The following is a 26,626-nucleotide window of genomic DNA, read 5'->3' on the forward strand; positions in this document are numbered from 1 at the left end:
GTCTGAAGGATTTCCTTCACCAAAAACCATGTAGGCACATCGGGTCAGGACATGTGCCTCAAACCAGACAAGGGAGATCGGAGTGGACTGGGACAAACTCAGGATATTCCACGCTGTTGCGGAAGCCGGGTCGTTTACCCATGCAGGTGACGTGCTCAACCTCAGCCAGTCTGCTGTTTCGCGCCAGATTTCAGCTCTGGAGGAAGTACTCCAGGTCCCTCTTTTTCATCGTCATGCCCGTGGCCTTATCCTGACCGAACAGGGCGAGACGCTGAATCAGACCGTCAGGGAGGTCTTCTCCAAACTGGAGATGACCCAGACACTGCTGACGGAAAGCAAGGAAAAGGCTGCCGGGCGACTGCGTGTCACCACGACGACAGGATTTGGCAGTTGCTGGCTGATGCCGCGGCTTCACCGCTTCATGGCGCAGAATTCCGATATTTCCATCACGCTGATCCTTGAGGATAACGACCTCGATCTGGGCATGCGTGAGGCCGATGTCGCGGTGCGCATGCACGCGCCGCGTCAACCGGACCTTATCCAGCGGCATCTTGCGGACTTCCCGCTCTCCGTCTTCGCCTCGCCGCGCTACATTGAACAATTCGGCCAGCCCACCTCGCTTGAGGATCTCTCCAGTCACAATCTGGTGGCCTTCGGTGGCTATCACCCCCCGGTTCCGCATGTGAACTGGCTGCTGGAAGCCGGTATGCCCGATGGGGCAAGACGGACGGCACGACTGGAAGTCAACAGCATGGTCGCCATGGCGGACGCCATTTCCGCCGGTCTGGGCATCGGTTCGGTCCCAGGCTACGCGGTCGCGGAATATCCCGAACTGATCAAAGTGCTTCCGAATGTCGAGCCTCCCAAGGTGGAAGCGTTCTTTGTCTATCCGGAAGAACTGCGCAGCTCGAAACGCGTTGCCGTCTTCCGGGACTTCCTGACCAGCGAGCTAGGACTTCGTTCCTGAAAGCTGATATCAGTTCCAGACAGTTTTCAGGCGGGCGCTGTCATGGCGTCCGCCTTTTTCCTGTCTTCCCTATGGCTTTCCAAACGCCGTAAGAACTCCGGCGAACAGGCCCGCAGGGGTAAGGAAAATGGCGATCGTTTCTCCAGCCGGCGCATAATGCGGAAAGCCATACGAAACCACGGCGCATAGCCCCCAGCAGACAAGACAGGCGATCAGCATGGGCATGATAGGCAAACTTTCATAAGCAGTGAGCAGGAATACCGGTCATTCTCTCGCTGTCAGGGTATTGATGAACACATCTAACCCGCCATCAATGGCCCTTTTGAAGGCCGCAAGCGTTTCATCCCCGACATAATGTTCGATCCCCTCGGCATCGACCAGCACGCTGTCTTCGCTCACGCCCAGAGCGCGCAGAAACGCCTCGACAATCCTGTGCCGGGCCCTTGCCTCTTCCGCCACTTCCTGTCCGGCTTCGGTCAGAAAAACACCGCGATAGGGTTTCTGGACGACAAAACCGTCAGCCACCAGCCGCGCCAGCATTTTGGCGACGGTCGGCTGGGAGACGCCCAGACGCGCCGCGATATCGACCTGTCTGGCCTCCTGCGATTCCTCCAGAAGGTCGGAAATCAGCTCGACATAATCTTCCACCAGAACCTTGCGCCGCGCTTCCCGGTTCGCCCGGAAACTCTCTGACTGCGCGGTCGGGTCCGGCAGGGAGGGCGACAGCTTCAGTGTTCGTGGCGACTTCAAGATCACGACTTTCCCGGACAATTATTCCGTCACGAATAGATGATTCCCAAAATTCGATCCAGCTTTCATTAAAACCACAATATACCATATTGCATATAGATTAGCATTTTGTTTTAATAATAGGATAAGCGTCATACACGCTGTCAGCCTCTCAGCCCGTGCCTTGTCCAGTGACACTGGCCGCGTCCCAACACCACTCAAATTATAGCAATAGCTATATTATATTGCATAGGCACTCTCCATGTCGCACCGCAGGACGGCTTTCAACCCAGTGCTCGTCAGCATCATTGTTTTGATGTCACCACACAGCGCCCGCGCTGACATCACGGACAGGTCTTCCGCACCGGATCGTGAAAAAACGTCGGCTCATCCACTTTCTGCGAGGAACAAACCCACGAACCGGAACCCTGCCTCCTCTTCAGAGCATATCCACATCATCGGCCATATGGATCAGGCCCGAGGGCGCATTTTCCCCGCGCTCGGGGCAGTCTCCTACGGCATCGACGAAAAACAGATACAGACGACGCCCCAAGGGCAGAACGCGACTTTCAGCCAGATCATGCTGCGTTTGCCGGGCGTAGTGCAGGACAGCTATGGCGAAGTGCATGTGCGTGGCGAGCATGGCGGCCTGACCTATCGCGTCAACGGCGTGCTGCTGCCGGAGGGTCTCAACGGCTTTGGTCAGGAACTCGACACACGCATCATCCAGTCCATGAATCTGCTGACCGGCACCCTGCCCGCCCAGTTCGGTTTCCGCACCGCCGGTATTGTCGACGTCAACACGAAAAGCGGCTCTCAGCTCAAGCATAATCAGCTTTCACTTTATGGCGGCAGCTACCAGACCTTTGCGCCGTCTCTCCAGCTTGGTGGACACAAGGGAAATTTCGAGTATTTCACGACAGTTTCCTACAACCGCAACGCCATCGGCATTGAAAACCCGACCGGTTCCTTCCGGCCTGTGCATGATCTGACCGAGCAGGAAAAAGCATTCGGTTATTTTTCGTGGCATCCCGACGATGTAAACCGCCTGTCACTTCTGACAAGCGCTTCCTACAGTGATTTTGAAATACCCAATACGCCGGGACTGCCACAGCTCTATGCACTTGATGGCACTGGTACCCAGTCCCCCTCTGTTCAGTCACGCTTTCTCAGAGACAGCCAGACGGAGCAGAACTATTACGCCGTCGTGTCCTGGCAGCACACGCAGGATAACCTGAACTTTCAGGTCTCGCCGTTTTTCCGCTACGGACGCATTGATTATACACCCGACCCGGTCCGGGATCTGGTGTTTCAGGGCGTCTCCGAACATGAGGTCAATGACTTTACGACAGGCGGCATGCAGTTCGATCTGTCATGGAATATTGCGAAGCACCACACGGTGCGGGCAGGCATTCTCGGACAGTACACCTCCGAACGGCTTGATACGAATTCTCTTGTTTTTCTGACCGGGAACGAGGGCCAGCAGTTATCCGCGACACCACAACGGATAATCGACAACAGCGGCAACTGGTCCGTGGAAGCTGGAGCCTATCTTCAGGATGAGTATAAGATCACCCGCTCTCTGACATTGAACTATGGCATCCGTTATGATCGGTTCGCCTCCTCGTTCGACAATGAGGGACAGTTGAGCCCACGCGCCAATCTCGTCTGGAAGCCGTTCCAAAACACCACTTTTCATATCGGCTATTCACGCTACTTCGCGCCGCCGTCGCCACAATATATCTATCCCTCGACGTTGGCCCGTTTCGCGGACACGACCAATGCGCCGGCCTCCCCAGCTGGAGATGCGACAAAAGTTGAAAAATCGCATTACGTCGATATTGGTATTCTGCAACACATCACACCGGAATTTCAGGTCACCGTCGATGCGTTCTCCAAGTGGGCGCATGACATGACCGATCTGGGGCAGTTCGGTCGCGCCGTCATTCTGGCGCCCTTCAGCTACCGCCGTGGTCATATTTACGGCACAGAACTCGGCATGTCCTGGCGCAGGGGGCACTGGTCCGTATTCGGAAATTTCTCATTCGTGAAAACAGGCGCGCACGACATCAATTCGGCGCAATATCAGTTTTCTCAGGAAGAACTGGATTACATCCGGCATCATGATATCCAGCTTGACCATCAGGGCAAATATACGGCCAGCAGCGGCGTGTCATGGAGCAGCACGCATCATATGGCCTATGTCGATTTCATTTACGGGAACGGCCTGCGCAGCGGGTTCGCCAATATCGACAAGGAACCGCAATACGCCGTTTTCAACATCGGCTATCAGTACACGATTGCGCCAGTGCCGCTCGGTCATGCTGTCCGGCTGCGCGCCGATGTGGTCAATCTTTTTGACCGGCAATACCAGCTACGAAACGGCAGCGGTGTCGGGGTGTATCAGGCCCAGCACGGACAAAGACGCGGGATCTATTTCGCGGCTGTTGCGGATTTTTAGGCTACTCCGTTCGGGGACACCTTTGGTCATAATCAATGATTTCCATCCCGCAACGGTCATTTCCTCCTCATTATCCATATCTGCCTGTATATTGTTCTGTCTGGCCCCCGCTCTCTGAAATAGTGAGCGGACTTGACGCAGAAAGCCAATCCGCAATATCGCCAGCCTCTTCTCTTAATTTACGGCGGCGTTCGGACAATCCCGCTTCAGGAAGTTTGCGCGTTACAGATACTTAACCAGTTTGAGTCATAAAGCCCGACCAGGCACCAAAAGGGATAGACATTGCTATGAAAGAGCAATCCGTTCGTATTCCTGACAACGATCCGGTAGAACAAAATATTCGTTTTTTCCGCTCGGCAATTGACGAGGTTCTCATTGTCGCCATTACCGACGTCAATGGTGTCATTACGCACGTCAATGACCGTTTCTGTCAGATCAGCGGCTATTCAAGGCATGAGCTTCTCGGCCACACCCATAGAATTCTGAACTCCGGCTATCACAGTGAGGATTTCTTCCGGAATCTGTATGCAACCCTCAGAGCAGGAGAAATCTGGCGCGGGAAAATCTGCAACAGAGCGAAAGACGGATCGCTGTACTGGGTCGCCACCACCATCATCCCCCGCAAGGATGATCAAGGAAAAAACCTCGCCTACGTCGCATACCGCTTCGACGTAACGCCTCTGGTCGAAGCCCGGAACAGGATGAAACATCTTGCCCGGCAGGACCCTCTGGTCGATGCGCTGAACCGCATCGGGTTCTCCGAAGGGCTGGCCACGACGCTTGAAGAGACCGGAGCGGCGGAAGAGACCCGCCTGATGGTGCGGATCGATCTCGACGGTTTCAAGGAAGTCAACGATATCTACGGCCATGACGCCGGCGATACGGTGCTGATTGAAGTCGCCCTGCGGCTCAGGACCTTCGCCGGACCCGATGCCGTCATCGGCCGTCTGGGGGGAGACGAATTCGCTATCATCATGGACGGGCCTGATCCGGGCGCATATGCGGAAAAGCACCTCCAGCATCTGCTGAGCGCAATCGAAGTGCCAGTCGTCATCGAGGAAACCTGCGTATCGGTATCGGCCAGTATCGGCTACACGTTTTTCAGCAGCGCCACCGCATCCGGTCAGCAGTTTCTGAAAGAGGCGGATATCGCCCTGCTTCAGGCAAAGCAGAGGGGCGGCAAGAGCGTTATCGCCTTTACGCCGGGCATGGGCATCAAGGCGAAGAACCATCAGTTGCTGATGAGCCAGATTCATCTGGCCGTCGAGCGCGGCGAGCTGGAAATGTACTACCAGCCCATCATCAACCTGTCGCTTGGCCGCGTCACGGCCTGCGAAGCGCTCCTGCGCTGGCATCATCCCGAACTGGGCCTGCTGACCCCCGTTTCCTTCCCTGAAGTCTTCAGCGATTTCCGGACCGGGCTGGCGATCGGAAAATTCGTCCGGCAATCCGTTATCCGGGATCTCGCAACATGGATCGAAACCGGTGACTACACCGGCAATGTGACGCTGAATGTCAGTATGGCGGATTTCGGCACAGATGGTCTCACACGGGAATTCTGTGATCTGACGAAAGCGGCTGGCGTGCCACGCGACAGGGTTCAGGTCGAAATAACGGAAACCATTTTCCTCGGCGCAACACGATCAGACCGGGTGCGCCGGGAGATATTCAAACTCTCGCGGCATGGCTTCAAGATCGCCTTCGACGATTTCGGCACCGGCTATGCGGCGATCAGCCATCTGCGTGAACTGCCGCTGACCCATATCAAGATCGACCGCAGCTTCATCAAGAACATTGATCAGAGCGTACGTGATCTGAAAATCACCTCCGGCCTGATCCGTCTGGCACGCAGCATCGATATGGCGATCATCGCTGAAGGCGTTGAGACCGTTGAACAGTTGCGCATCCTGAATGATCTCGGCTGCACTGCCTGTCAGGGATATCTTTTCGCGATGCCGGTTCCCGTTACGGCGCTGCCTGACGCGGTAGAAAACGCCGGAACCATTCTGGACGATTTCCGGCGGTCCACCCGCACCGGCCTGCTCTCCGGCTCCGTCTGACAGGTCCGCCCATGCTGTAACCAGTCATTTTTCTGGTCACAGCCCTGCCCTTGCAGCGACAAAGCCCGAAAACCCTATTTTAGGCGGTCGCTCACCCCTCCACGGGTGACACGAGCGTCTTGCCTGCCGCCATCGCCGCCACATTGTCCAGCGCCAGCATACCCATCTCCGTCCGTGTCTCGACCGTGGCGCTTCCAACATGCGGCGTCATGAACAGGTTGGGAAGCTCCAGCAATCTTGGATCAGGGTACGGCTCATTCCGGCAGACATCGAGTCCTGCCCCGGCAAGCTGACCACTCCGCAATGCCTCGATCAGGGCGTCCTCATTCACGAGACGGCCCCTCGCCGCGTTCACGAAAATCGCTCCTCTGGGGAGACGTGACAGAAAGCCCTGATCCACCATGCCATCCGTCTCGTCGCTGCCGGGCAGATGCAGGCTGATGATCTGACAGCGCGGCAGCATATCCTCCAGCTTTTCCACCCATGTCGCGCCGTGTTCAAACTCAGGAGCCAGACGCCGCCGATTGTTATAAAACACGGTCATACCGAACCCCCGTGCCCTGCGCGCAACGGCCTGTCCAATACGTCCCATGCCGACAATGCCCAGCGTCTTGCCGCTGATCCGCATGCCCAGCATTTCATCCATGGCAAGATCACGTCCCCACCCCCTGCGAACCAGCGCCGTAAATTCAGCGGCGCGCCGGGCAGCCGCCAGAATGAGCAGCATGGCGAGATCGGCGTTGCACTCGGTCAACACATCAGGCGTGTTGGAGACGGCGATGCCGCGTGCACGGATGGCCTTCACATCGAGATGGTCGAGCCCGACACTGACAGTTGCAACCAGACGCACCGAGGCCGGAATTTTATTAACAGCCTCCCCCTTGATCGCCGCATGATGGGTCACGAGCAGAGCTTCCGCCTTCGTCTCCTCCGCCAGTCTGAACAAGGTCTCCGTATTCAGGGGCTCCGCCGGAGAGGGTGGCGCATCAAAATCCTGTTCAATCCGCGCTTCCACAGCCTCCGGCAGGCGAACACTGCGTACAATACGGGTGCGGGAGAGGGACATGGCTAACTCCATCATCTGAGGGGGGGCGTTGATCGGGTCCGGATCATGAAGCGAGAAAGAGCAGCACGGCAAGAGGCTGGCAGTTTCGTGACCAGACGACGCGGGCATGACAGCAGTCGCTCCAGCAGACCAGACGGCTATCCAGACCACGAAATACATGACGGAATCCCTGCACGCTGGCGGTCTCAGCCCGCCACCTGCTTCCTGCCCATCCCGCAAGACGGGCCGGATGCAGGCCACCCTCTTTCCTCCTGCATAGCCCCGGTCTATTCCTTACAGCCACATTCTTTGGCGCATGTCATGGCGACAACGGATGAAGCGCATCCGGAAACAACGAGGCAAAACTTCCCTGCCACGTCCGGGCCCGTTGCCTTTCGGGTCAATGAAAAGAAGGATCGGCATGAACGACCAGCTCGAACTGACGCCGGAGCTGATGCTCGGAGCCTACTCCGTCGGGCTGTTCCCCATGGGCAGCAGCGAAAATCCTGACACGATCGACTGGTATGATCCCGACCCTCGCGGCGTCATGCCGCTCTATGGCTTTCATCTGCCCAAACGCCTCTGTCGGACCGCGCTGAGCGATCGCTTCACCGTGACATCCGACCGTGATTTTGAAGGCGTCATGCGGGCTTGCGCCGCTCCCGCGCCGGGACGCGAAACGACATGGATCAGCGAAACGATCGTCAGTCTTTTCTGCCGTCTGCACGACATGGGCTACGGCCACAGCATCGAGACCTGGCACGACGGCAGAATCGTCGGCGGGCTCTATGGCGTTGCGCTCGGAAGCGCCTTTTTCGGCGAGAGCATGTTCAGCCGGGAGACGGATGCATCCAAGGTCGCACTGGTGCATCTTGTCGCACGGCTACGTCTTCTGGGCTTTGACCTGTTGGATACCCAGTTCGGCACGACCCATCTTTCACAGTTCGGCGGCGTCGAGATTGACGCGGACGACTACAGGGCCCGCCTGCGCAGGGCCGTGCGGTCCGAACAGCGCTGGACACCTCTCTCGACGACGGAAATTGCCACCGAAATCCGACAGATACGTGAAGAGACCCGTCTCGCGGGTGGTTGACTGACAGGTGCATATGGGGTGCTGTCGGCAGGAATGTTCATGAAATGAGGACTGTTCGACGCATGCGACAGGACATCGGGAAGTCTGACAGGAGAAACAGGGCCGGGATGTGGAGGCTGTGCCTCGCACTGGCGCTGACAGGGGGACTCGCAGCAGCAGGAGGTCTGGCTACCATCCTGTTGCCGGCAGCGGCATTGGCAGCGGACGGCGATCATCCCCCCCTCACACCGCTGAAAGACGCTGTCATCACTTACAGTGTGCAGCCCGACGGCGCGCCTCAGCCGCAGCAGGTCAAGGTGTGGTTCACCGCCGAGGGTGCGAGAATGCGGATCGACGCCCCGGACGGCTCGGCATCCACCATCCTCAACCGTACCGCCCAGACCGTGACGATCCTCCTGCACAAACAGCGCGTCTTCACCCAGCTCGCACAGCGCGGCAGCGTGAGGAACCCGTTCCTGCTGGACGTTTCCATGCAGTTCACACGCCACGGCACCCGCACGGTTGCAGGCATTCCCTGCACGGAATGGAGTGTGGCTTCCGGACATGGCGACGCCACCGCCTGCGTGACGGCGGACGGCCTGATTCTGGCTGAAAACGGCGTGGATGCGGACGGCGCCAAGGGTCATCTGGCCGCGGAGTCCGTTTCCTACGAAACCATTCCGGCCTCCGCCTTTTCCGCTCCCTCTGACTATCAGGAAGTCCATCAGCATCGCGTGTCCGGGCAGGGCGGCGCACCCGCTCTTTCAACCGGTCCTGTGAACGGAACCGGCTCTTCACCTGCTGGCGGCGCTGCCGCGACACCGCCTCCGGCATCATCCTCCGGCACGCCGGGCGCTTCCGGACAGCCCTGAGGCGAAGTCATGGATAACAAGATGGTTCGCCGCGCCTTACGCCTGCTGCTGACATTGCCTCTGGTGGTTCTGCTTTCGGTCCACAGCGTCCGGGCGGAGGATGCGGAACCGGTCGCAAGCGGACCTTATGTCACGCCTTCCGTGGATGTGAGCGTGCATTATGAAATGGTGGCGCCACAAAACGCCTTGCCGGTGCATCAGGACATGCACTGGCAGGTCGCCTCCCTGCGCCAGCGGATCAACCCTGAAAATTCCGCCGTCTACATGGTGACGTCCTGGCGCGATCATACCCTGACCGTCGTGGACACACTGGGCCACCGGCGCAGCGTCATGCCCGCACCCGGAGCCACGCTCACCCTGCCCGGACAAATTCCGCCGGGTTCGTTCCGGAAACTTGGAACGGACATGGTCAGCGGCCAGCTCTGCACGATCTGGCGCACGACAGATCAGGACGGTCATGAAAGCGACGCCTGCTATACGCAGGACGGCATCCTGCTTCAGGTGAAGCAGCAGGGACGCATTCTGGTCAGGGCGCTCTCCATTGACCGGGCAGCGCAGCCCGACACACTGTTCGCCATTCCCGAAAGTTATTCAGCAGTCGCTCCGGCCCGCTGAACGGACGGAAACGGCGACGGCGCGCGTTCCGCCGTCCTGCCGTTTCTACGCTCGGGCTTGCCTAGCGGAAGATCACGTATTCTGCGGGCAGGTGAGCCGACATACACGCCGTTCGGCTCTGTGCTGGCTGTCACCAGAGAGCCCGCCCCAATCACACATCCTTTCGCAATGGTGACACCGGGCAGAACGGTCACATTCACACCGATCCAGCATCCGTCCTCGATAACGACATCGCCCAGCACGGCCTCAATGGTACAGCGCTGCTCGGCCGGGCCGATCTCATGGGTGCCGGTCACGGCTGAAAAGAACTGCCCGATCCGGACATGACTGCCGATCTTCAACCGTGCCGTACCATCGAAAAAGAAGCCGACATTGATGAAGCTTTCCCGACCCATCTCAAGTCTGGTCGAGCGCATGCGACAGCCCGGCCAGATACAGGCCGAGGGATCGAGACTGGCGCCAAGCGCATTCAGAAGGCGGATACGCAGGAAAGCCGGAACCAGTTCGCTCCCCATACCGGCAAGACAGAGCCTGCGCAGATGTCGCGTGAGGATGTTATCAGCGAGGGTCATTAGAGGCTTTACTGTTTAATGTTACAGACAAGGTCAACTCACGCCTGCAATTCGTTTCGAAATATGCATTACATAAAACATTATCGAAAACAATTTCATAATTATAGACTGCTTTTTAGGAAAACAAATCTGTTTATATTTTTAGATTTTTTATTTTTTGTTTTATGATCGCTTTATTATGAAGCGCCGTTATTATGATCACATCCTCGCCTTCCTCCATGAGGTCGGACGGGTCCAGTGATCGAGGAAGACAGTCTTTCCAAAGCCCACATGCACGGTTACAGAGAAACCTTCATCTGTCGGCACACAGGTTTCCTTGAATATAATGATCAGAAACGTCAGGCCTGTCATCAATGGGCCATTCATGACGGCGGTCAGGATGCATCTCCTGAATGTCGCCAAACCCGCCGCAGCGCCATCCCGAAGCAGAGCCTCATGACCCGGAGAGGACGCTGGTGAATCTGTGCGCCTTCTTCATCCGCCGTCCTGTCGCCACCATTCTTCTGTCTCTGGCGATGGTGTTCGCCGGGCTGCTGTCCTACCGCGTCATGCCGGTCGCCGATCTGCCGGACATTTCCGTTCCTGTCATTTATGTCATCGCCAGCCAGCAGGGCAGCTCCCCGCAGCAGATGGCCAGCGCCGTGACGACGCCGCTGGAGCGCCGTCTCGGGAGTATTGCCGGACTGACGCAGATGACGTCGGACACCACGGATCGCTCTTCCTTCATCCTGCTGTTCTTCGATGACGACCGGAATGTGGACGGCGCGGCGCGTGACGTGCAGGCCGCTCTTCAGGCGGCCCGTCAGGACATGCCGAACACGCTGATCGACACGCCGCAATATTACAAGGCCAACCCCGCCGATAACCCGATCATGATCGCCGTGCTGACTTCCGATACACGGCCGCTCAGTCAGCTGCGTGATCTGGCGGAAACGCGCCTTCTCCCGCAACTGGCGGGTATTCACGGCGTCGGATGGGTGCAGCCCGAAGGCACCGCCAAACCCGCCGTACGGGTCGAGATGAATCCCTATCTGCTCTACCATTACGGCATCGGGTTCGAGGATATCCGCTCGGCCCTCGCTTCCGCCAACGCCAAGACGCCCAAGGGTTTTCTGGATATCGGCACGCAGCGCATGATGCTGGCCACCAACGATCAGGCCCGAAAAGCCGAGCAGTATCGTGATCTGGTCATCGGTTATCGCAATGACCGTCCAGTCCGCCTGTCCAGCGTGGCGACGGTGCATGATGGCCCGCAGAATGAACGTCAGGCCGCCTGGCTCGACGGCAAACCTGCCGTCATGGCGATCATCCGTGCGCAACCCGGCGCGAATGTCATTGAAGTCACCGACGCCATCCGCGCCCACGCTCCCCGTATCCAGAACGCACTACCCGGCGACGTCAGACTGACTCTGGCTGACGACATGTCGCGATCGATCCGGGCGGCCCTGACGGATACCCAGCTCACGCTCCTGATCTCGGTCATACTGGTCGTGTTTGTAGTGCTGGCGTTTCTTCGCTCATGGCGTTCGACCCTGATCCCGGCGGTTACTGTGCCCGTTTCACTGGCAGGCTCCCTTGCCGTGATGCACCTCCTCCATTTCTCGCTGGACACGCTTTCCCTCATGGCGTTGACCATCGCCACGGGATTTGTGGTGGATGATGCGATTGTCGTTGTCGAGAACATCGCCCGCCATATGGAAGACGGCATGGAGCGCATGGAGGCGTCCCTGATCGGTTCGCGGGAAATCGGTTTTACCGTGGTGTCGATCACCATCTCGCTGATAGCGGTGTTTCTGCCGCTGCTTCTGCTGTCCGGGGTTCCGGGCAAGATTTTTTTCGAATTTGCGATGACACTCACAACGGCCGTCACAATTTCGCTTTTCCTGTCCCTCTCGCTGACGCCAATGATGTGCGCTTACCTGCTCGAAGTGGACCACGGAGCAACGACGGCCGGGCGCGGCGGATGGTCACGCCGGATGCATCGCCTGTTCGATGGTGTTGAAACTGTCCTGAACAGTCTGCTGCATGTCTATATGCGGTCGCTGGATGTCGCGCTCCGCCACCGCTGGCTGGTGCTGATCTCCCTGCCCGTCAGTCTGGCGGTTACCGTCGCCGTCGTTGTTGTCATGCCGAAGACAATCCTGCCGCCGGAAGATATCGCTCTTGTCTCAGCCTATCTGACCACCGACCAGACAAGTTCGTTTCAGGCTGTTTCCGACAAGACACAGCGTGTCGTGAACACCATGATGCAGGACCGCGATGTGACATCCGTGGTGGCCTTTACAGGCGATGACGCAGCCAACGAAGCGTCGGCGTTCGCCTCTCTTACGGACAAATCCGCACGACGCGATACACCTGAGACCATTGCCGCACGCATACAGTCTCATGTCGCGAATATCGCCGGTCTCGACGCGCACATTTCCAACTCCGGCGACGTGAACGGTGGGGGCACGCGCCAGCAGACGGGAAACTATACCTATGTGTTCCGAAGCGACGTGGCGGACGACCTGATCACATGGATACCGCGTCTCAGCGAAGCCTTGCGACGCAGCACCGTGATTTCCGATGTCAGCACCAATATCCACAATAATGGCGCTTCCTTGCATGTGGACATTCGTCGCGACGTCGCAGCGCGCTACCTGATCACCCCGCAACTGATCGGAAACGCCCTGTCTGACGCCTTTGGTCAGCGCACCGCGTCGAACATTTCCACTCCGCTGACAACCTATTACGTCGTGATGGAAGCCGACCGGCTGTATCGGGAAAACCCCGAAATGCTCAAGACACTGTGGATTTCGACAGCGGGTGGGACAGCGGGCGGCGGCACCGTCTCAAACTCGATCCGCGTGCCGCGCTCGACGGATTCCAGAGAAGCAGCCCTCAACCGGCTGTCCTTCCGAAACCAGATCGCAAACCGGCTGGCTGGTGGCGCGGGGGCCTCCAACGGTTCAGCGGTATCGTCTTCAGCCGAAACCATGGTGCCGCTGATCTCGGTAGCCGATCTTGTTACACGTCCCTCGGCCCTGCAAATCAGTCACGAGGATAATTTCGTCTCAGGCTCAATTTCATTCAATCTGCCATCCGGAAAAGGACTGACGGATGCTGAGGCGGAAATAAAACGGGTCAGTGACGCCATTCACATGCCGGACAGTATTCGCGGGAGCTTTACCGGACGTGCAGGCGATTTCAGGAAGGCCCTGATCAACGAGCTTCTCGTGTTCCTTGCCGCTCTCGCCACCATGTATGTCACGCTGGGTATTCTGTACGAGAGCTATATCCACCCTCTGACCATCCTTTCCACACTTCCGTCCGCCGCTGTCGGCGCAGTGGTCGCGCTGTGGCTGTCAGGACAGTCCTTTTCCCTGATCGCCATGATCGGCGTGATTCTGCTGGTCGGCATCGTCAAGAAAAACGCAATCCTGATGATTGACTTTGCGCTGCACGCCGAACGGCATCAGGGCATGCCGCCCACAGACGCCATTCGTGCAGCCTGCCGGACACGCTTCCGCCCCATCCTGATGACCACGCTGGCAGCAGCCTTGGGGGCTCTGCCGCTTATTTTTGGTAACGGCTACGGCGCTGAATTGCGTCGTCCTCTGGGAATTGCTGTCGTCGGAGGACTGGCGATGAGCCAGTTGCTCACCCTTTATTCAACACCTGCGGTCTATTTACTGATGATCACAATTGGAAAATGGTTGAAAACTGTATTCTTTCTGCCACAGCGGGCTTTCAGGCGGCACGCATTAAAGTGACGCCTTTTTTATACAGCCTCTCAAGGCGAGCACTCTTCTGTTCATAAATTTTTCTGTCTGTCAGAGAGGATTTTTCCGACGGCATTAGACGCACGTACCCGTGGCTGTCGCTTTCAAGCAGATAGAAGAAATATCGTTCACGATCAGTCTGTTATTATGAATGATTGTATAAAACGCGCCTCACCCGAAGAGGCACTCTTCATAACGCCTCAGAAACCTTCTTCTCCCATCATCATATACAATGTGTCAGATTCCTCTCTTTTCCAAGGAAGAGCAAAAGGCTGTCATCGTTTCTGCGACCGACACGCCTGACAAGCCATCATTACAAAACAGTCATGATGGTGTTGGTATTGCTTTTCCGGCAGACATGCTAGATTTCAGGGATCGACTGTATTTACCTGTATCTATGGTCGATATCACATAGTTTACAACAGACGTTTCAGGGAATGGTTCAATGGCCAAAAATAGCTGCAAGACTGGCGGATGTGTCCCGGCAAAAAAGGGCTGCTGCAGCCTGAAGAAAATCGCCGGCATAATGATCGTAGCCGGAATCGCCGGCTTTCTGTGGAAGGAATTCAAGTAATACAGAACGCTAAATTGCCCGAAATCTGTTTCGGGCATAACCATCTCGATCGTTCCCTCCCTTTGATTAAAAAATATATTACAAAAAGATAAAGCATAGAATTTCGATATAAATGTATATTAAAGGCATTAAATCAGACCGAACAATCCATTTACCCCCTGATTTCAACGGTCAGAAGCCGAACAAACCCTGTCAAAAATTCTCAAAAGACAATCTTAAAAAAAATCAAAGCGTTACAGGTATTCGTGCAAAATAAAAAAATCGATTTTCAGATTTACAGCGGAGCCTCGCATAAAACCATATCTTTAAATAAAATTTAAAAGCTCGCAGGTAACGTTAGAAAAATCCCAACTTTTTCTCGTTTCGCATATTTTTCTTTTATGTCTTTTCAAGAAATAGTTTATCGACCTCCTCCATATCCATTCAGGAAAACCGGGAGTTTTTCTACCTTTATCCTCACTTCAAAGAACTCGACGAACATAATATAGCGGCCAGGCCTTGCACCACGAAGCATACTTCATTATTTCAGCAGAGAGAGCCATACAGGTTTCGCTCCATTTTCTGTAAATGTGCGCTGAATTGTTTTAAATTGTAACGGAGTTTTTTTTATGTCTGAGAATAAACCCCTCTCCCCTCTGCTCGAACTGACAGCGCAAATCGTCTCCGCCCATGTTTCAAACAACTCCGCATCCGCAGAGACGCTTCCCGGCCTGATCCGTGATGTCTTTACGGCGCTTGAAACAGCCGGGCAGGCAGCGCCTGAACCAGAGAAACTGCAACCCGCAGTTCCGGTGAAGCGTTCGGTCTTCCCCGACTACATCGTCTGTCTGGAAGACGGCAAAAAGCTGAAAATGCTGAAGCGTCACCTGCAGAGCGCCTATGGCATGACGCCTGAGCAGTATCGTGAGCGCTGGGGTCTGCCCACAGACTACCCCATGGTTGCGCCCAACTATGCCGAGCGTCGTTCAACGCTGGCCCGTGAAATCGGTCTTGGTCGCAAGATCAGCGCTACCAGCGCTGCTTCCGAGAACGATGACGCAGCGCCGCGTCGCCGTGGCCGCAAGGCTCAGTAAAGCCGGTCACATCAGCATGGCTTCCTTTTGCCGGAAGCCATGCTGAACGTTTCGTTCATGGAAACAGCTTTCCATAAGCCTTTATCGCTATTCCGGAATAAACTGTAATGAGTTCAGGCGTTGACGAGACTGTGGCGTACTCTGTTCAGAAACGGAGACTGCGTCGCTGGCGGATTGGCGCAATCGCAGCCGTTGCCGTGTCAGTCATGATTGCCGGACGTTATGGTCAGCAATCCAGAGATGACAACTGGCGTATCGGCGCCGGAAAGAATACGCCTCACCTTGTTCAGCTAAACGTTCATGGCATGATCGGCTCTGATGTCTCGCGCTGGACGAAGGCCCTGACCGATGCCGGCAAAGACAGGAACGTCAAAGGTCTGCTTCTTGACATCGACAGCCCCGGCGGCGCGGTGACCGGCGGAGAAGAACTGCACGACGCCATCGAACGGTTTGCCCATGACAAACCCGTCGTCGCCACCATGGGAGGCATGGGCGCTTCCGCAGGATACATGATCGCCCTCCCATCAAGACGTATTTTTGCTGAACGGAGCACATTGACCGGCTCCATCGGTGTCCTGATGGAAGCGCCTGAATTTTCCGGTGTGCTCAACAAGATCGGCGTCAATGTTCAGGAACTGGTGTCCGGGCCTCTGAAAGGCCAGCCCTCCCTCACAAAACCGATCTCCCCTGAAGGACACATCATGCTTCAGGGCGTGGTCAGCAATCTTTACGATCAGTTCGTGACCATGGTGGTTACTGGCCGTCACATGCCTGAAGACAAGGTGCGCACCCTTGCCGATGGTCGCCCCTATACAGGTGAGCAGGCCCTTAAAGTCGGGCTGATCGACAGTATCGGTGGACATGAGGACGCCCGGAACTGGCTGGTCAAAGCCTCCGGCCTGCCTGGTGAGCCTAAGATCGTGACGATTGGCGAAGAGCACAAGTCGTTCGGCCTGAAACGCCGCATATTCGGCTGGTTTGGAGGGCGGGTCATGTCATGGCTTGGCCTTGATGCAGACATTTTTCTGCCGCAGACGCGTGCAGCTATTGACGGCGCAGTTTCGATCTGGAAACCTTAGCTCTCGGCGGGGAGCGAGATGACCAGATCCGAACTTGTCGCTGAGATAGCAGCAGCGAACCCTCATCTTTTACTCAAGGACGTCGAACTGATCGTTCATACGATCTTCGACGAACTGACAAGTGCGCTTGCACGCGGAGATCGCATAGAACTCCGCGGCTTCGGTGCTTTTACCGTCAAGAAACGGGAAGCCAGAGCGGGCCGCAATCCCCGCACGGGTGAATCGGTTTCTGTCGACGAGAAGTTCGTGCCTTTTTTCAAGGCCGGCAAAGAGCTCCGCGAACGTGTCAATGGAGCAACGCCACAGGACGAATAATCTGGAAAAAGCGGCTCATGAAGATTGACGCCCTTATTTCGCATGTCCTGCCGACGTTTCTGATATAGTGTCGAAGCTGATTCCACCCCACGGTCAGTTTCCGACGACCGTTTTTTCGGGCGCTGTTATGGCTTTCGTATACGGCTTGTCAGAATGCGGCCTGAAACAGGCGAAACCCTTGGGGTGCTGGGCATCAAAAGCTGGCAGCCTGCTTCTTCTGGGCAGTCTGATTGTCCCGACACATGCTGGAGCGCGAACACCGCACACGCAGACCTCCCCGCAGCGCGTGGTCCTGCACGGCAAAACGCATCACACGAAAAAATCCGCACTACAGGGTTGCCTGTCCGGTGGCTCCGTCATCGTAACGCATGGTCGCACACTCGGCGCGATCGGATCGCATGGAAAGCTGCTGGCGCCCGTCGGTCGAGCGATCTATTATACGGACAGCAAGCATGGCTGCCTGCCGGGAAAGCACACCCGTCGCCGCGGATAAAATCTACTCAAATTCATCATTTATAAGATTCCGCTCAGCGCATGGAGAATGTCTCCCTGTATGGCATTGTTTCTCTCTTTCATCAGTCGAGATTTGTGATCGAACGGATTTCATCACGATCTGTGTTGGGCTAGGTTCCGTGTAACAATGGCCTGCAGCAGAATGTTTCTTCGAAGCAGCATCAGACAGAACGCGTCTGAAATGCGGCAGGGAACAGGCTTCGCCATGAGCAGAACAGGGATCCAGATGGCAGACAAAAATGCTTCGACCGTCATACCCGTCATTCTTTCTGGGGGGTCGGGAACCCGTTTATGGCCAATGTCACGTGCGAGTTTCCCCAAACAGCTCTGGCCCTTGCTGAGCGCACAGTCCCTTCTGCAGGAAACAGCGCTGAGAGCGAGAGGCGTTTCCCTCTCCGCTCCCGTGATTGTCTGTAATGAAGAACATCGCTTCCTGATCGCGGAACAACTGCGGGAAGCAGGTATAGAGTCTCCCAGAATCCTGCTGGAACCGACAGGGCGCAACTCCGCGCCAGCCATCGCCGCCGCCGCGCTCCTTGTCGCCCAGACGGACCCGCAGGCCGTGCTCTGGCTCATGGCTGCCGATGCCGCCATCACAAAGCCGGAAGCCCTGAATGCCGCCATGCAGAACGCCATCGCCGGTGCTGAACGCGGACTCGTGGTGACCTTCGGTATGAAGCCGACACGGGCGGAGACCGGCTACGGTTACATCGAAGTCGGCGAGGCCATTCCGGGACTCGAAGGTGTCTCCACAGTGCGGGCCTTCCGGGAAAAACCCGATGCTGAACAGGCTGAATTCTTCCTCCAGTCGGGGGACTATCTGTGGAACTCCGGCATGTTCGTGTTCAGGGCGGACACCCTGATCCGTGAGATGGAAGAACACGCTCCAGACGTCATGACAGCCGTACGGGCAGCCTTCGAAGCCCGGAAAGGCGACCTTTTCTTTGAACGTCTCGGCATCGAGGAGTTCAAGACCGCGCCAGATATTTCAATCGACTATGCCATCGCGGAGCGAAGCAGCAATGTCGCCGTGGTGCCTGCAGACCTAGGGTGGTCGGATGTCGGAAGCTGGGATGCGCTATGGGATATCAGCCAGAAAGACGCCGCAGGAAATGTCGCCGTTGGCGATGTGCTGATCGAAGATTCGAAAAACAGCTACGTCCGTTCGGAGAAATACCTGACGGCCGTCGCCGGGGTCGATGATCTGGTCGTCGTGACGACGGATGACGCCGTGCTGGTCACGCACCGCGACCGGGCGCAGGACGTCAAGAAAATCGTGGATCGCCTCAAGAAAACGAAGCGCCCCGAAGCTGCAAGCCACAATCGCTGCTATCGTCCGTGGGGATTTTACGAGAGCCTGATCCAGAACGACCGCTTTCAGGTCAAACGGATTGTCGTTCAGCCGGGTGAGAAACTTTCCCTCCAGAAACACTTCCACCGTGCGGAACACTGGATTGTCGTCGGCGGCGTCGCGCTGGTGACACGGGACGAGGACAGGGTGCTCGTGCGGGAAAACGAGAGCATCTATCTGCCGCAGGGTTGCGTGCACCGCATGGAAAACCCCGGCAAAATCCCGCTGACGCTGATCGAGGTGCAGACAGGCGCCTATCTCGGCGAAGACGACATCGTGCGGCTTGAGGATACCTACAACCGCTCCTGATCACGTAAAGATTCTTGCTGACACAACGAGTTAGAGCCTTCTGCGATGAGGCACCCCATCACAGAAGGCTCTAAAGCGGGCGCTACCCGCACCCGGAAGAGGCCGCAGGCCTCTTCACCCCGATTTATTGATCATATAGGGTTTCCAAAGGCGCGCCTTTGGCGGGGCGGGTTCGAGGCAGCGCCCCGTACATCGCTCCGGCAGGAAAAAAGGCCGCTGGTGTCAGGCGTCCTGAGCGCTCGCCAGATCACGCAGCGCGACTGCCGTGTCCCGCACAGTCGGGCCATGCTCACGTTCCAGACGACGAATGGTGAAGTGCGCCCGTGCCAGCGCCTGATAATGGGCGAGAAACGCCGCATTGAGCGACGCCCCGCACAGCGCGCCCGCGACCGGCATCAGTTGCAGAGATATCTTCTGACCCAGAGCCAGCCCGTAATGCGAAGCGACCTCGGAAATCAGCATGACGACCGGACGGCCACGCAGCACCGTACGGGCGGAAAAATATCCCAGTTCACTCTCGCGTCCTTCACCGATATTGGGAAAGGCGCGTAGCGCAAAGACTTCAAGACAGGCGCGGCGGGCGTCCGGATCGGACAGATCCTCACCTTCCTCACGGGCAATCCGCGCAATCTCCCGCATGATGGTCAGCGTGGTGAAGCTGATATCGGGCGCCAGTCCGGCAAGACCGGCAAAGCCACCCACAGCACCCGACACGGCAACAGCGGCCTGCAGGGCCTTCTCCCGCAAACCCTTTCCGGTCGAACGATCGACAGCCTCCCCGCTCGCTTCTGCGTCCAGCGGGCCTGACATCCCAAGGATTGCCACATCGAACGAACGGGCGATGGCTGTTTCCGCAATGCCCTTGAGTTTCTCCTGCACACGGGGCGTCATCCCCAATCCGCGCAGACCGAGTCGGGCCGCGTGCCCGACAGCCCCTCCCATCAGGTCGGCCATACGAACCAGAACGCCCCGCCCGGCCTCTACCTGCTTCAGCGCGTTCTCAAGCTCCAGGATCTGCCCGTCCGTGAGTGCTAATGGGGCAAGTTGCTGTCCTGTGCTTATGGTCATCGGAAGGGATCCTGTTCCAGTTGGCTCATGTGTTGCTACTTATAAATATAAGCGCTTTCGTTCGCGCAAGGTTGCGGAAACATTCATTGACCGCAAGCACCATACAGTCGACTTTGGCATTATCGCCGTGTCAGGAAGGCATCATGACCATGTTATCACCCGCCGCCATGAAGTCGTCCCTTTCCTCAGGGGCCCCGTTCAGAGTGATTGTAAAAAAAGCAGCCACAGGGCTCACTCTCGCCATGCTTCTGGCCATGTCGGGCTTCCATCACGCCGCCGCAGCGCCACACACAAAGCACCACAAGGCAGCGGCGCAGCATACCGATCCGACCGATCTCTCATCCGGTCAGCTCGCACCAGCGACGACGGCCCGCTCGCTGGAATCGCAGGAAGGCGCTCCACCACCGCCGGACGGATATGAGCCCGTCGAGGATATCGACGAGACGATAGAATCCCACTATTCCCTCGATGTCCGCAAAACGCCGCACGGCGAACCTCTTCCGTCCATCGAGGCGCAGCAGATTCCCAGAGACGCCAACAACGGGGCCACGCAGTTCGATATCTTCGGCGTGCCGGTCAAATTCATCGCGCCGGTCGCTGCCCCCTATAACGCCCCTTTTACCTATCATACCTACGCCGGTCAGTCCGGTCGTGGCGGAGATGCCGTGGGAAGCGTCGGGTCAGCGGGAGAGCCTTAATGTCAGCCAATTTCAGGCGTTCATTATATTTTTCTTAATCACATTCACGGTTTAACAATCAGGACACCCGCGTTCTGAAACCTTCTGACTGTCAAGAGCTGTATGTCTGCAACAGAAGCCCCTCCCGCTGATGCTCCGATCGGGGATACACCCGTTCCTCCGGCAGCCGCCTCTTCCGGAGCGGCTGCCAGCGCCGGCGACGGCAAGGCAGAAGCAAAGCCCGAGAAGGGCGCCTTCATCGCTCCTGCCAAGCTTCCCACACAGGAAGGACCTGCGGGTATCCGCTTCGACTTCAATCTCGGCTGCCGTGTCGCCCTGCCGGATGGAAAATGGACGATTCGCCTCAAGGACCTCGATACAGGGAATATCCTGTTCGAAACAACGACAGGCAGAGCCAGCGTCAACAGCTCAAAACGTTTCTACGTTCGCTTCGGCATCCAGATTCATGATGAAGCAGGCGCTCTTGTCCTGTCCCATGACTATGACTGCCGGAACAAACCGGTCCTGATCCAGCTTCCCGTCGGCACGCTGGGCGATACGCTGGGCTGGTTTCCGTATGTCGCCCGTTTCGCCGAGGTACGTGACTGCAAGGTGACATGCGTGATGGCCGCGCCCATCATCCCGCTGTTCAGGAGTTCGTACCCGCACATCACGTTCGTCACGCCGGAAGAGATCGAGAACAGCGAGACGCTCAACACCTTCTACGCAACCTACACAATCGGTCTGTTTTTCGACGATCAGGCCAACATCTGGCAGCCCACGGATTTCCGTCTTGTCGGTCTGCATCGGACTGCGGGCTATATCCTCGGGGTCGACCCGACGGAGGAGCCCCCGGTCATTGTCCCGGATGAGAACCCCACCCGCCCGATTGAAGAACCCTATGTCTGTATCGCGGCCCAGAGCAGTTCACAGTGCAAATACTGGAATAATCCGAGCGGCTGGCTACAGCTTGTCGCGTATCTGAAAGAATGCGGCTACCGGGTGATCTGCATTGACCAGAAGCCGGTGCATGGCACCGGAATCGTCTGGAACCAGATTCCTTTTGGCGCGGAAGATCAGACGGGCGACCGGTCGCTGGCGGAACGCGTCCGGTGGTTACGCCATGCCGAATTTTTCATCGGCCTCTCCAGCGGCCTCTCCTGGCTGGCGTGGGCGGCGCGCTGCAAGGTGGTGATGATTGCCGGGTTCACCCACCCCACCAATGAATTCCACACGCCGTGGCGCATTGTGAACTGGCATGCCTGCAATTCCTGCTGGAATGATCCGACGCACCGCTTTGATCACAAGGACTTTCTGTGGTGTCCGCGTCATACCGGCACACCACGCCAGTTTGAGTGTACACGCCTGATCACGGTTGAGCATGTAAAGCGGGTTATCAAAACCATCCCCGGCTTTCCTGTGCGCGACCCCGACATTGCTGCCGATAAAAAGATCAGCCAGCCTGTCTGAACGAAAGACAGAACGTCCCCGTGAAAAGACTTGAAAAGCCGGGCATCATTCTGTAAGAGCGCCTTTCCTTCACGCGTCCGGGCCTGTAGGGCATGCCCGGCCGTGCTTTGCTGCTGTTCTCCTTCGGGAGGGAAGCAGCCTTACGTCAAGGAGACTGAAATGCCCAAGATGAAGACGAAGTCGTCGGTCAAGAAGCGGTTCAAGATCACCGCGACCGGCAAGGTGCTCTGCGGTCCTGGCAACAAGCGCCACGGCCTTATCAACCGTTCACAGAAGATGAAGCGCACCAATCGCGGTCCTCAGACGATGACCGAGATGGATGGCAAGACTGTGAAGCAGTGGGCCCCCTACGGGCTGGCTTGAGGAGCACCTTATAAATGGCACGTGTTAAGCGGGGCGTCACGACGCACGCCCGTCACAAGAAGGTTCTCAAGCTCTCCAAGGGCTTCCGCGGACGTTCCTCCACGAACTATCGCATTGCGCTTGAGCGTCTTGAAAAGTCGCTTCAGTACGCATACCGCGACCGTCGCAACAAGAAGCGTGAATTCCGCGCCCTGTGGATTCAGCGTATCAACGCTGCCGTCCGCGAGCATGGCCTGACCTACAGCCGTTTCATCAACGGTCTGGACAAGGCTGGCATCGAAATCGACCGTAAGGTTCTGGCCGCCATCGCATTCGATGACGCCGCCACCTTCGGTGAAATCGTGAAAAAGGCTCAGGCTGCTCTTGCTGCCTGATTGCTGCCCTCACGGACGATGTAAGAAAGCCGCCTCTCGGGGCGGCTTTTTTTATTGGTGAAAACAGGCTGCCGGAAAGACAGATTCCTCTCTCATGTCGGTCATACGGAGTTCTTGATCTGCGTTTCGCAAAGTGGATATCATTGCTACGAAGTCCTATCGCCGGATTGAACCGCAAACCGACTTAACCAGACCTCCCAAGAGCAAGGTCTACCGAAAGTCCATCGACCAAAATGCACCATAATTCGTTGGGACGTACCCCCTAACAGGGCAGTTGCCTAAGAGCGATGACGACGACAGGGTCTATCGTCTATCATAACTACCTATGACAGACGATCCGGACGACGAACGGAACAGAAATTGGCCCCGGCGCCACTACACCGATCCACTGTGCGGCCACTTGCCCGAACTTGAACGCTGCATGATCCGCCACCGCGCGCTGCAGATGATCCTGATCCTCTATCATGCCGAGGAGTTGAAGCGGGACGTCATCAATGGTGTCGCCGCTCAGGAGAAATTGCGACACTCACTGGACAATCAGTCTGGTGGCCCAGCGGAATCGGCTGAACTACTAAAGGATAGACAAAAGCAGAAGCGTGCTTTCGACATGCTGGTGCGAGACGGCGTCTTAACAGCCGACGAGCGCAAGCAAATGGTCAATCTGATCGGCCAGCGAAACAGTATCGCTCATCATCTCGATCAGGTAACCGCCGATCTCTCAACCGACAAATCTATCCGTGACTACGTGCGCCATTATCCCAATCGCCAATCGCATGACTATCAAGCCCTTGACCAACTCCGTGCAGCCCGGCGGCTACTCTCCGAACGGATGATAGGTAAACACTATATCATCCAGCTCAGTGTGGGATCGCTCTTCTTCAATGCGACCGAAAAGGTAATGACGGCCGATTTGAAGGCTCTCGAATCCCGTATCGCCAAGCTACTCCGCACCCGACGGGACGACATCCGTGCGGTCAATGACGAACTGAGCCTGGAAGGCACAGAACTGACAGGCACCTTCGACCCAAGCTGGCCCGAGAACCGCTATGGCCAAGGCCGTCTCACGCCTCGCGGCGTAGAGATCTGCTACCGACTGTTCGACATGGGCAAATCGCCTATGGCGGTCGCCCATCTCATGGATTTGTCTCTCTCGTCCGCCCGTTGGCGACAACATCTGTGGACTAAGACCGGCGGGCCTAGGCGGATCCGGCGTGACTTCGTGGATATCGCGAACGTCCGCGTTCGGCATCGTTGCGACGACTGATGTAGTGTTTAGCGGCTTGAGAATAGTGACCAAACAAGCAACGAATGGTGTCGTCGCTCGCCCACTCTATGCCACGCTGCTCCTTATATTCTTTCATGGGTGGAGCACACCCGCCCCAAAGCTCTACCCTGCCGCTGCAGGAATCTCCACCGGACGGTTATCCTCACCCACGGCGACAAACACGAACTTGCCGTGCGTCACCAGTTGCCGTTCGCTGGACTGTCTGACCCGTCGCCACGCCTGCACACCAATCGTCATGGAGGTGCGGCCGACCTTGAGAATGTCCGTGTAAACCGACAGCTCATCGCCCACCGCCATCGGGGCGAGGAAGGACACGCCGTCGATGGCGACCGTCACGGTCTTTGAACCGGCGCGCATACCCGCCGCCGAGCCCGCCGCCAAATCCATCTGCGACATGACCCAGCCGCCGAAGACATCACCTGCGGCGTTCGTGTTGCTCGGCATGGCGATAACCCGGATGGTCAGTTCACCCGATGGTTGCTTGATCTCGTTTGAAAGCATGAACGTCCTCACTTCCGCCTGGCGCAGCCGAGTGAGAATGGGCGAAAACAGTCCCGTCGGCAAATGACGTCGCCGTTGGCGACCATCAGGTCTCAGTGACCGTAAAGCGTTTCAGGCGTGACGAGCGGGTCCGAGATCGTTTCCAGCCCATCCGGTCCGAACTGCCGGTAGAAACAGCTACGACGCCCAGTATGACAGGCCACGCCGGTCTGATCCACCAGCAGCAGAACGGCGTCACCGTCGCAGTCGAGACGGGCTTCGACCAGCTTCTGCACCTGTCCGGACGTTTCACCCTTGCGCCACAGCGCCTTACGGCTGCGTGACCAGTAGCAGACCTGTCCTGTCAGCAATGTTTCCCTGAGTGCGTCACGGTTGAGCCATGCGACCATCAGCACTTCACCGCTGTCGTGCTGCTGGGCAATGCCGCAGACAAGTCCGTCCGCATCAAAAGCGACACGCTCCAGTTCACGATCGACAGATTCGGCTGTCGGACGGATGGCTTCCTGACGAACGGTTTTCATTACGACACCTCTCCTGCACTCGCAGTCTGGCTGCTTTTTTCGGCTGTCAGCACGGTCGTAAACCATGTCGGCACACGCGGCACAATACGATGGCCTTCCGCTTCCAGATGAAGGTCCACGACTTCCGGCCTCAGAAACGCCAGACCGCAATGATCGCGACTGGAACGGATCTGCCCGACTTCACGACCATCGGCGATCACAAGGGTTCCCGGCGCAGGCAGGACCGCTTCAGACGCCACAGGCACAAGTCGCCGCTTGACCAGCCCACGATAATGGGTCCGCGCCGTCAGTTCCTGCCCCATATAGCAACCCTTGGTCCATGAGACGCCATTGAGCAGATCGAAGTTGGCCTCAAGCAGCAGGGTCTTTTCCGGCTCACAGTCACGGACACCGTCAGGCAGCCCCAGCACGAGGCGATGCAGGTCATACGCCACATCATCCGCCTTCGCGGCGGCTGACGGCTCCAGCATGAGAAGACGCCATCCCGCTTCCGGCAGACGCGGGTCCGGCACGACAATCGCGTTTTCCACGGTGGCGACGTCAGGCAGACCGCCCCATGCCGCATGAACGACAAGACGCGTCTCCTGAATGCTCACATCAGAGCGGAGCCGGAATCTGGAAAGCGTTGTGACCAGCATGGCTCTCTGTGACGCGGCGCAATCGAGCAGAAGGCACGGCTCATCAGGAGCGGCGATGATGAAGAAGTCGGCTTTCCAGCGTCCCTGCGGCGTGAGCAGGGCGGCCCACACAGCCTTCCCCGGCTCCACGGCAGCCACATCGTTGGAAACCAGCCCCTGAAGGAACCGGACACGGTCCTCGCCTCTGATGGCTATCACCGACCGGTCAGTCAGGTGAGCAAAATACGTCATTTTCAATCTCCCGGAGGTCTGTGACCTCGTCGATCCTGCAGAGGCGTCCGGAAGATTGGTCTTCACCCCACTCCATACAAGTGACAAGTTCTACATGTTCAGGAAAGCATTTTCACTTTCCTATTAACGA

Annotated in this window: 27 protein-coding genes; 18 read left to right on the forward strand and 9 right to left on the reverse strand. The window is 57.2% G+C overall.

Going from position 1 to position 26,626, the window contains the following annotated elements; all coding sequences use genetic code 11:
• Nucleotides 1-82 precede the first annotated feature (82 nt).
• Entirely contained in the window at nt 83-967 is an 885-nt protein-coding gene (locus LKE90_RS09085; RefSeq protein WP_291493233.1) for a LysR family transcriptional regulator, read from the forward strand.
• Between the two features lie 69 nt (nt 968-1,036).
• On the opposite strand, the gene LKE90_RS09090 is transcribed toward LKE90_RS09085, so the two are convergent.
• Together LKE90_RS09090 and mntR are read right to left on the reverse strand one after the other, a co-directional pair.
• Nucleotides 1,037-1,192, reverse strand: a complete 156-nt coding sequence (locus tag LKE90_RS09090; RefSeq protein WP_291493231.1) for a hypothetical protein — start codon at nt 1,190-1,192, stop codon at nt 1,037-1,039.
• A 39-nt stretch (nt 1,193-1,231) separates the two neighbouring features.
• Complete coding sequence (gene mntR / locus LKE90_RS09095; RefSeq protein ID WP_291493229.1) at nt 1,232-1,717, reverse strand: manganese-binding transcriptional regulator MntR; 486 nt, start codon at nt 1,715-1,717, stop codon at nt 1,232-1,234.
• 295 nt (nt 1,718-2,012) lie between these two features.
• Between mntR and LKE90_RS09100 the strand changes: the two genes are divergently transcribed.
• The gene (locus LKE90_RS09100; protein WP_291493227.1) at nt 2,013-4,157 is read left to right on the forward strand and encodes a TonB-dependent receptor; all 2,145 of its coding nucleotides are present in this window, start codon (nt 2,013-2,015) and stop codon (nt 4,155-4,157) included.
• A gap of 287 nt (nt 4,158-4,444) precedes the next feature.
• On the forward strand, nt 4,445-6,217 hold the full coding sequence (locus LKE90_RS09105) for a putative bifunctional diguanylate cyclase/phosphodiesterase (RefSeq protein ID WP_291493226.1): 1,773 nt from the start codon (nt 4,445-4,447) through the stop codon (nt 6,215-6,217).
• A gap of 91 nt (nt 6,218-6,308) precedes the next feature.
• On the opposite strand, the gene LKE90_RS09110 is transcribed toward LKE90_RS09105, so the two are convergent.
• Nucleotides 6,309-7,283 (reverse strand): 2-hydroxyacid dehydrogenase, encoded by a 975-nt coding sequence (locus LKE90_RS09110; protein WP_291493323.1) that lies wholly within the window; start codon nt 7,281-7,283, stop codon nt 6,309-6,311.
• A gap of 106 nt (nt 7,284-7,389) precedes the next feature.
• Between LKE90_RS09110 and LKE90_RS09115 the strand changes: the two genes are divergently transcribed.
• The 4 genes from LKE90_RS09115 (at nt 7,390) to LKE90_RS09130 (ending at nt 9,821) form a co-directional block, all read left to right on the forward strand.
• The gene (locus LKE90_RS09115; RefSeq protein ID WP_291493225.1) at nt 7,390-7,542 is read left to right on the forward strand and encodes a hypothetical protein; all 153 of its coding nucleotides are present in this window, start codon (nt 7,390-7,392) and stop codon (nt 7,540-7,542) included.
• 141 nt (nt 7,543-7,683) lie between these two features.
• Nucleotides 7,684-8,355: a leucyl/phenylalanyl-tRNA--protein transferase gene (aat, locus tag LKE90_RS09120; RefSeq protein WP_291493223.1), complete on the forward strand. Its 672-nt coding sequence runs from the start codon at nt 7,684-7,686 to the stop codon at nt 8,353-8,355.
• Between the two features lie 62 nt (nt 8,356-8,417).
• Nucleotides 8,418-9,206, forward strand: a complete 789-nt coding sequence (locus LKE90_RS09125; RefSeq protein WP_291501437.1) for a hypothetical protein — start codon at nt 8,418-8,420, stop codon at nt 9,204-9,206.
• Nucleotides 9,207-9,215: 9 nt separating this feature from the next.
• Nucleotides 9,216-9,821 (forward strand): hypothetical protein, encoded by a 606-nt coding sequence (locus LKE90_RS09130; protein WP_291493219.1) that lies wholly within the window; start codon nt 9,216-9,218, stop codon nt 9,819-9,821.
• Here LKE90_RS09130 and LKE90_RS09135 read toward each other — a convergent pair.
• On the reverse strand, nt 9,794-10,393 hold the full coding sequence (locus tag LKE90_RS09135; protein ID WP_291493217.1) for an acyltransferase: 600 nt from the start codon (nt 10,391-10,393) through the stop codon (nt 9,794-9,796). The two genes, LKE90_RS09130 and LKE90_RS09135, sit on opposite strands and share 28 nt — an antisense overlap.
• Nucleotides 10,394-10,848: 455 nt before the next feature.
• Here LKE90_RS09135 and LKE90_RS09140 point away from each other — a divergent pair, with 455 nt between their 5' ends.
• Nucleotides 10,849-14,145 (forward strand): efflux RND transporter permease subunit, encoded by a 3,297-nt coding sequence (locus LKE90_RS09140; RefSeq protein ID WP_291493321.1) that lies wholly within the window; start codon nt 10,849-10,851, stop codon nt 14,143-14,145.
• Nucleotides 14,146-14,478: 333 nt separating this feature from the next.
• On the opposite strand, the gene LKE90_RS09145 is transcribed toward LKE90_RS09140, so the two are convergent.
• Nucleotides 14,479-14,772 (reverse strand): hypothetical protein, encoded by a 294-nt coding sequence (locus tag LKE90_RS09145; RefSeq protein WP_291493215.1) that lies wholly within the window; start codon nt 14,770-14,772, stop codon nt 14,479-14,481.
• A gap of 564 nt (nt 14,773-15,336) precedes the next feature.
• Between LKE90_RS09145 and LKE90_RS09150 the strand changes: the two genes are divergently transcribed.
• The 5 genes from LKE90_RS09150 to LKE90_RS09170 all read left to right on the forward strand — a co-directional run bounded on the left by LKE90_RS09150 (nt 15,337) and on the right by LKE90_RS09170 (nt 19,368).
• Nucleotides 15,337-15,801 carry a MucR family transcriptional regulator gene (locus tag LKE90_RS09150; protein WP_291493213.1) on the forward strand — a complete coding sequence of 155 codons (465 nt, stop codon included), beginning with the start codon at nt 15,337-15,339 and terminating at the stop codon, nt 15,799-15,801.
• Nucleotides 15,802-15,908: 107 nt separating this feature from the next.
• Nucleotides 15,909-16,880 (forward strand): signal peptide peptidase SppA, encoded by a 972-nt coding sequence (sppA, locus tag LKE90_RS09155; RefSeq protein WP_291493211.1) that lies wholly within the window; start codon nt 15,909-15,911, stop codon nt 16,878-16,880.
• A gap of 18 nt (nt 16,881-16,898) precedes the next feature.
• On the forward strand, nt 16,899-17,195 hold the full coding sequence (ihfB, locus tag LKE90_RS09160) for an integration host factor subunit beta (protein WP_291493209.1): 297 nt from the start codon (nt 16,899-16,901) through the stop codon (nt 17,193-17,195).
• A 127-nt stretch (nt 17,196-17,322) separates the two neighbouring features.
• Nucleotides 17,323-17,688, forward strand: coding sequence for a hypothetical protein (locus tag LKE90_RS09165; RefSeq protein WP_291493207.1), 366 nt, complete (start codon nt 17,323-17,325; stop codon nt 17,686-17,688).
• A gap of 225 nt (nt 17,689-17,913) precedes the next feature.
• The gene (locus LKE90_RS09170; RefSeq protein WP_291493205.1) at nt 17,914-19,368 is read left to right on the forward strand and encodes a mannose-1-phosphate guanylyltransferase/mannose-6-phosphate isomerase; all 1,455 of its coding nucleotides are present in this window, start codon (nt 17,914-17,916) and stop codon (nt 19,366-19,368) included.
• Nucleotides 19,369-19,590: 222 nt separating this feature from the next.
• Here LKE90_RS09170 and LKE90_RS09175 read toward each other — a convergent pair whose 3' ends face one another.
• A complete protein-coding gene (locus LKE90_RS09175) occupies nt 19,591-20,436 on the reverse strand; it encodes an EcsC family protein (protein ID WP_291493203.1) in 846 nt (281 codons plus the stop codon).
• 143 nt (nt 20,437-20,579) lie between these two features.
• Here LKE90_RS09175 and LKE90_RS09180 point away from each other — a divergent pair, with 143 nt between their 5' ends.
• From LKE90_RS09180 to LKE90_RS09200, 5 genes are all read left to right on the forward strand, one after another.
• A complete protein-coding gene (locus LKE90_RS09180; protein WP_291493201.1) occupies nt 20,580-21,134 on the forward strand; it encodes a hypothetical protein in 555 nt (184 codons plus the stop codon).
• A 102-nt stretch (nt 21,135-21,236) separates the two neighbouring features.
• A complete protein-coding gene (locus tag LKE90_RS09185) occupies nt 21,237-22,583 on the forward strand; it encodes an autotransporter strand-loop-strand O-heptosyltransferase (protein ID WP_291493199.1) in 1,347 nt (448 codons plus the stop codon).
• Nucleotides 22,584-22,742: 159 nt separating this feature from the next.
• Nucleotides 22,743-22,946, forward strand: coding sequence for a 50S ribosomal protein L35 (gene rpmI, locus LKE90_RS09190; RefSeq protein ID WP_291493197.1), 204 nt, complete (start codon nt 22,743-22,745; stop codon nt 22,944-22,946).
• 14 nt (nt 22,947-22,960) lie between these two features.
• Nucleotides 22,961-23,320 carry a 50S ribosomal protein L20 gene (gene rplT / locus LKE90_RS09195; RefSeq protein WP_010669173.1) on the forward strand — a complete coding sequence of 120 codons (360 nt, stop codon included), beginning with the start codon at nt 22,961-22,963 and terminating at the stop codon, nt 23,318-23,320.
• 325 nt (nt 23,321-23,645) lie between these two features.
• The gene (locus LKE90_RS09200; RefSeq protein ID WP_291493196.1) at nt 23,646-24,584 is read left to right on the forward strand and encodes a hypothetical protein; all 939 of its coding nucleotides are present in this window, start codon (nt 23,646-23,648) and stop codon (nt 24,582-24,584) included.
• Nucleotides 24,585-24,707: 123 nt separating this feature from the next.
• Here LKE90_RS09200 and LKE90_RS09205 read toward each other — a convergent pair whose 3' ends face one another.
• From LKE90_RS09205 to ygfZ, 3 genes are all read right to left on the reverse strand, one after another.
• The gene (locus LKE90_RS09205) at nt 24,708-25,106 is read right to left on the reverse strand and encodes an acyl-CoA thioesterase (protein WP_291493194.1); all 399 of its coding nucleotides are present in this window, start codon (nt 25,104-25,106) and stop codon (nt 24,708-24,710) included.
• A 92-nt stretch (nt 25,107-25,198) separates the two neighbouring features.
• Nucleotides 25,199-25,627 carry a phosphoribosyl-AMP cyclohydrolase gene (gene hisI, locus LKE90_RS09210; protein ID WP_291493192.1) on the reverse strand — a complete coding sequence of 143 codons (429 nt, stop codon included), beginning with the start codon at nt 25,625-25,627 and terminating at the stop codon, nt 25,199-25,201.
• Nucleotides 25,627-26,496 carry a CAF17-like 4Fe-4S cluster assembly/insertion protein YgfZ gene (gene ygfZ, locus LKE90_RS09215; protein WP_291493189.1) on the reverse strand — a complete coding sequence of 290 codons (870 nt, stop codon included), beginning with the start codon at nt 26,494-26,496 and terminating at the stop codon, nt 25,627-25,629. The genes hisI and ygfZ overlap by 1 nt, the downstream gene beginning before the upstream one ends.
• Nucleotides 26,497-26,626 lie beyond the last annotated feature (130 nt).

Source organism: Acetobacter sp., from assembly GCF_022483985.1.
Taxonomy (GTDB): Bacteria; Pseudomonadota; Alphaproteobacteria; order Acetobacterales; family Acetobacteraceae; genus Acetobacter.

Bases quoted from the DNA above. Each gene is read 5' to 3' on its own strand.
- LKE90_RS09090 (WP_291493231.1), bottom strand. From the start codon at position 1,192: ATGCCCATGCTGATCGCCTGTCTTGTCTGCTGGGGGCTATGCGCCGTG.
- LKE90_RS09100 (WP_291493227.1), top strand. From the start codon at position 2,013: ATGTCACCACACAGCGCCCGCGCTGACATCACGGACAGGTCTTCCGCA.
- LKE90_RS09105 (WP_291493226.1), top strand. From the start codon at position 4,445: ATGAAAGAGCAATCCGTTCGTATTCCTGACAACGATCCGGTAGAACAA.
- LKE90_RS09110 (WP_291493323.1), bottom strand. From the start codon at position 7,283: ATGTCCCTCTCCCGCACCCGTATTGTACGCAGTGTTCGCCTGCCGGAG.
- LKE90_RS09115 (WP_291493225.1), top strand. From the start codon at position 7,390: ATGACAGCAGTCGCTCCAGCAGACCAGACGGCTATCCAGACCACGAAA.
- aat (WP_291493223.1), top strand. From the start codon at position 7,684: ATGAACGACCAGCTCGAACTGACGCCGGAGCTGATGCTCGGAGCCTAC.
- LKE90_RS09125 (WP_291501437.1), top strand. From the start codon at position 8,418: ATGCGACAGGACATCGGGAAGTCTGACAGGAGAAACAGGGCCGGGATG.
- LKE90_RS09130 (WP_291493219.1), top strand. From the start codon at position 9,216: ATGGATAACAAGATGGTTCGCCGCGCCTTACGCCTGCTGCTGACATTG.
- LKE90_RS09135 (WP_291493217.1), bottom strand. From the start codon at position 10,393: ATGACCCTCGCTGATAACATCCTCACGCGACATCTGCGCAGGCTCTGT.
- LKE90_RS09145 (WP_291493215.1), bottom strand. From the start codon at position 14,772: ATGGTTATGCCCGAAACAGATTTCGGGCAATTTAGCGTTCTGTATTAC.
- LKE90_RS09150 (WP_291493213.1), top strand. From the start codon at position 15,337: ATGTCTGAGAATAAACCCCTCTCCCCTCTGCTCGAACTGACAGCGCAA.
- sppA (WP_291493211.1), top strand. From the start codon at position 15,909: ATGAGTTCAGGCGTTGACGAGACTGTGGCGTACTCTGTTCAGAAACGG.
- ihfB (WP_291493209.1), top strand. From the start codon at position 16,899: ATGACCAGATCCGAACTTGTCGCTGAGATAGCAGCAGCGAACCCTCAT.
- LKE90_RS09165 (WP_291493207.1), top strand. From the start codon at position 17,323: ATGGCTTTCGTATACGGCTTGTCAGAATGCGGCCTGAAACAGGCGAAA.
- LKE90_RS09170 (WP_291493205.1), top strand. From the start codon at position 17,914: ATGAGCAGAACAGGGATCCAGATGGCAGACAAAAATGCTTCGACCGTC.
- LKE90_RS09175 (WP_291493203.1), bottom strand. From the start codon at position 20,436: ATGACCATAAGCACAGGACAGCAACTTGCCCCATTAGCACTCACGGAC.
- LKE90_RS09180 (WP_291493201.1), top strand. From the start codon at position 20,580: ATGACCATGTTATCACCCGCCGCCATGAAGTCGTCCCTTTCCTCAGGG.
- LKE90_RS09185 (WP_291493199.1), top strand. From the start codon at position 21,237: ATGTCTGCAACAGAAGCCCCTCCCGCTGATGCTCCGATCGGGGATACA.
- rpmI (WP_291493197.1), top strand. From the start codon at position 22,743: ATGCCCAAGATGAAGACGAAGTCGTCGGTCAAGAAGCGGTTCAAGATC.
- rplT (WP_010669173.1), top strand. From the start codon at position 22,961: ATGGCACGTGTTAAGCGGGGCGTCACGACGCACGCCCGTCACAAGAAG.
- LKE90_RS09200 (WP_291493196.1), top strand. From the start codon at position 23,646: ATGACAGACGATCCGGACGACGAACGGAACAGAAATTGGCCCCGGCGC.
- LKE90_RS09205 (WP_291493194.1), bottom strand. From the start codon at position 25,106: ATGCTTTCAAACGAGATCAAGCAACCATCGGGTGAACTGACCATCCGG.
- hisI (WP_291493192.1), bottom strand. From the start codon at position 25,627: ATGAAAACCGTTCGTCAGGAAGCCATCCGTCCGACAGCCGAATCTGTC.
- ygfZ (WP_291493189.1), bottom strand. From the start codon at position 26,496: ATGACGTATTTTGCTCACCTGACTGACCGGTCGGTGATAGCCATCAGA.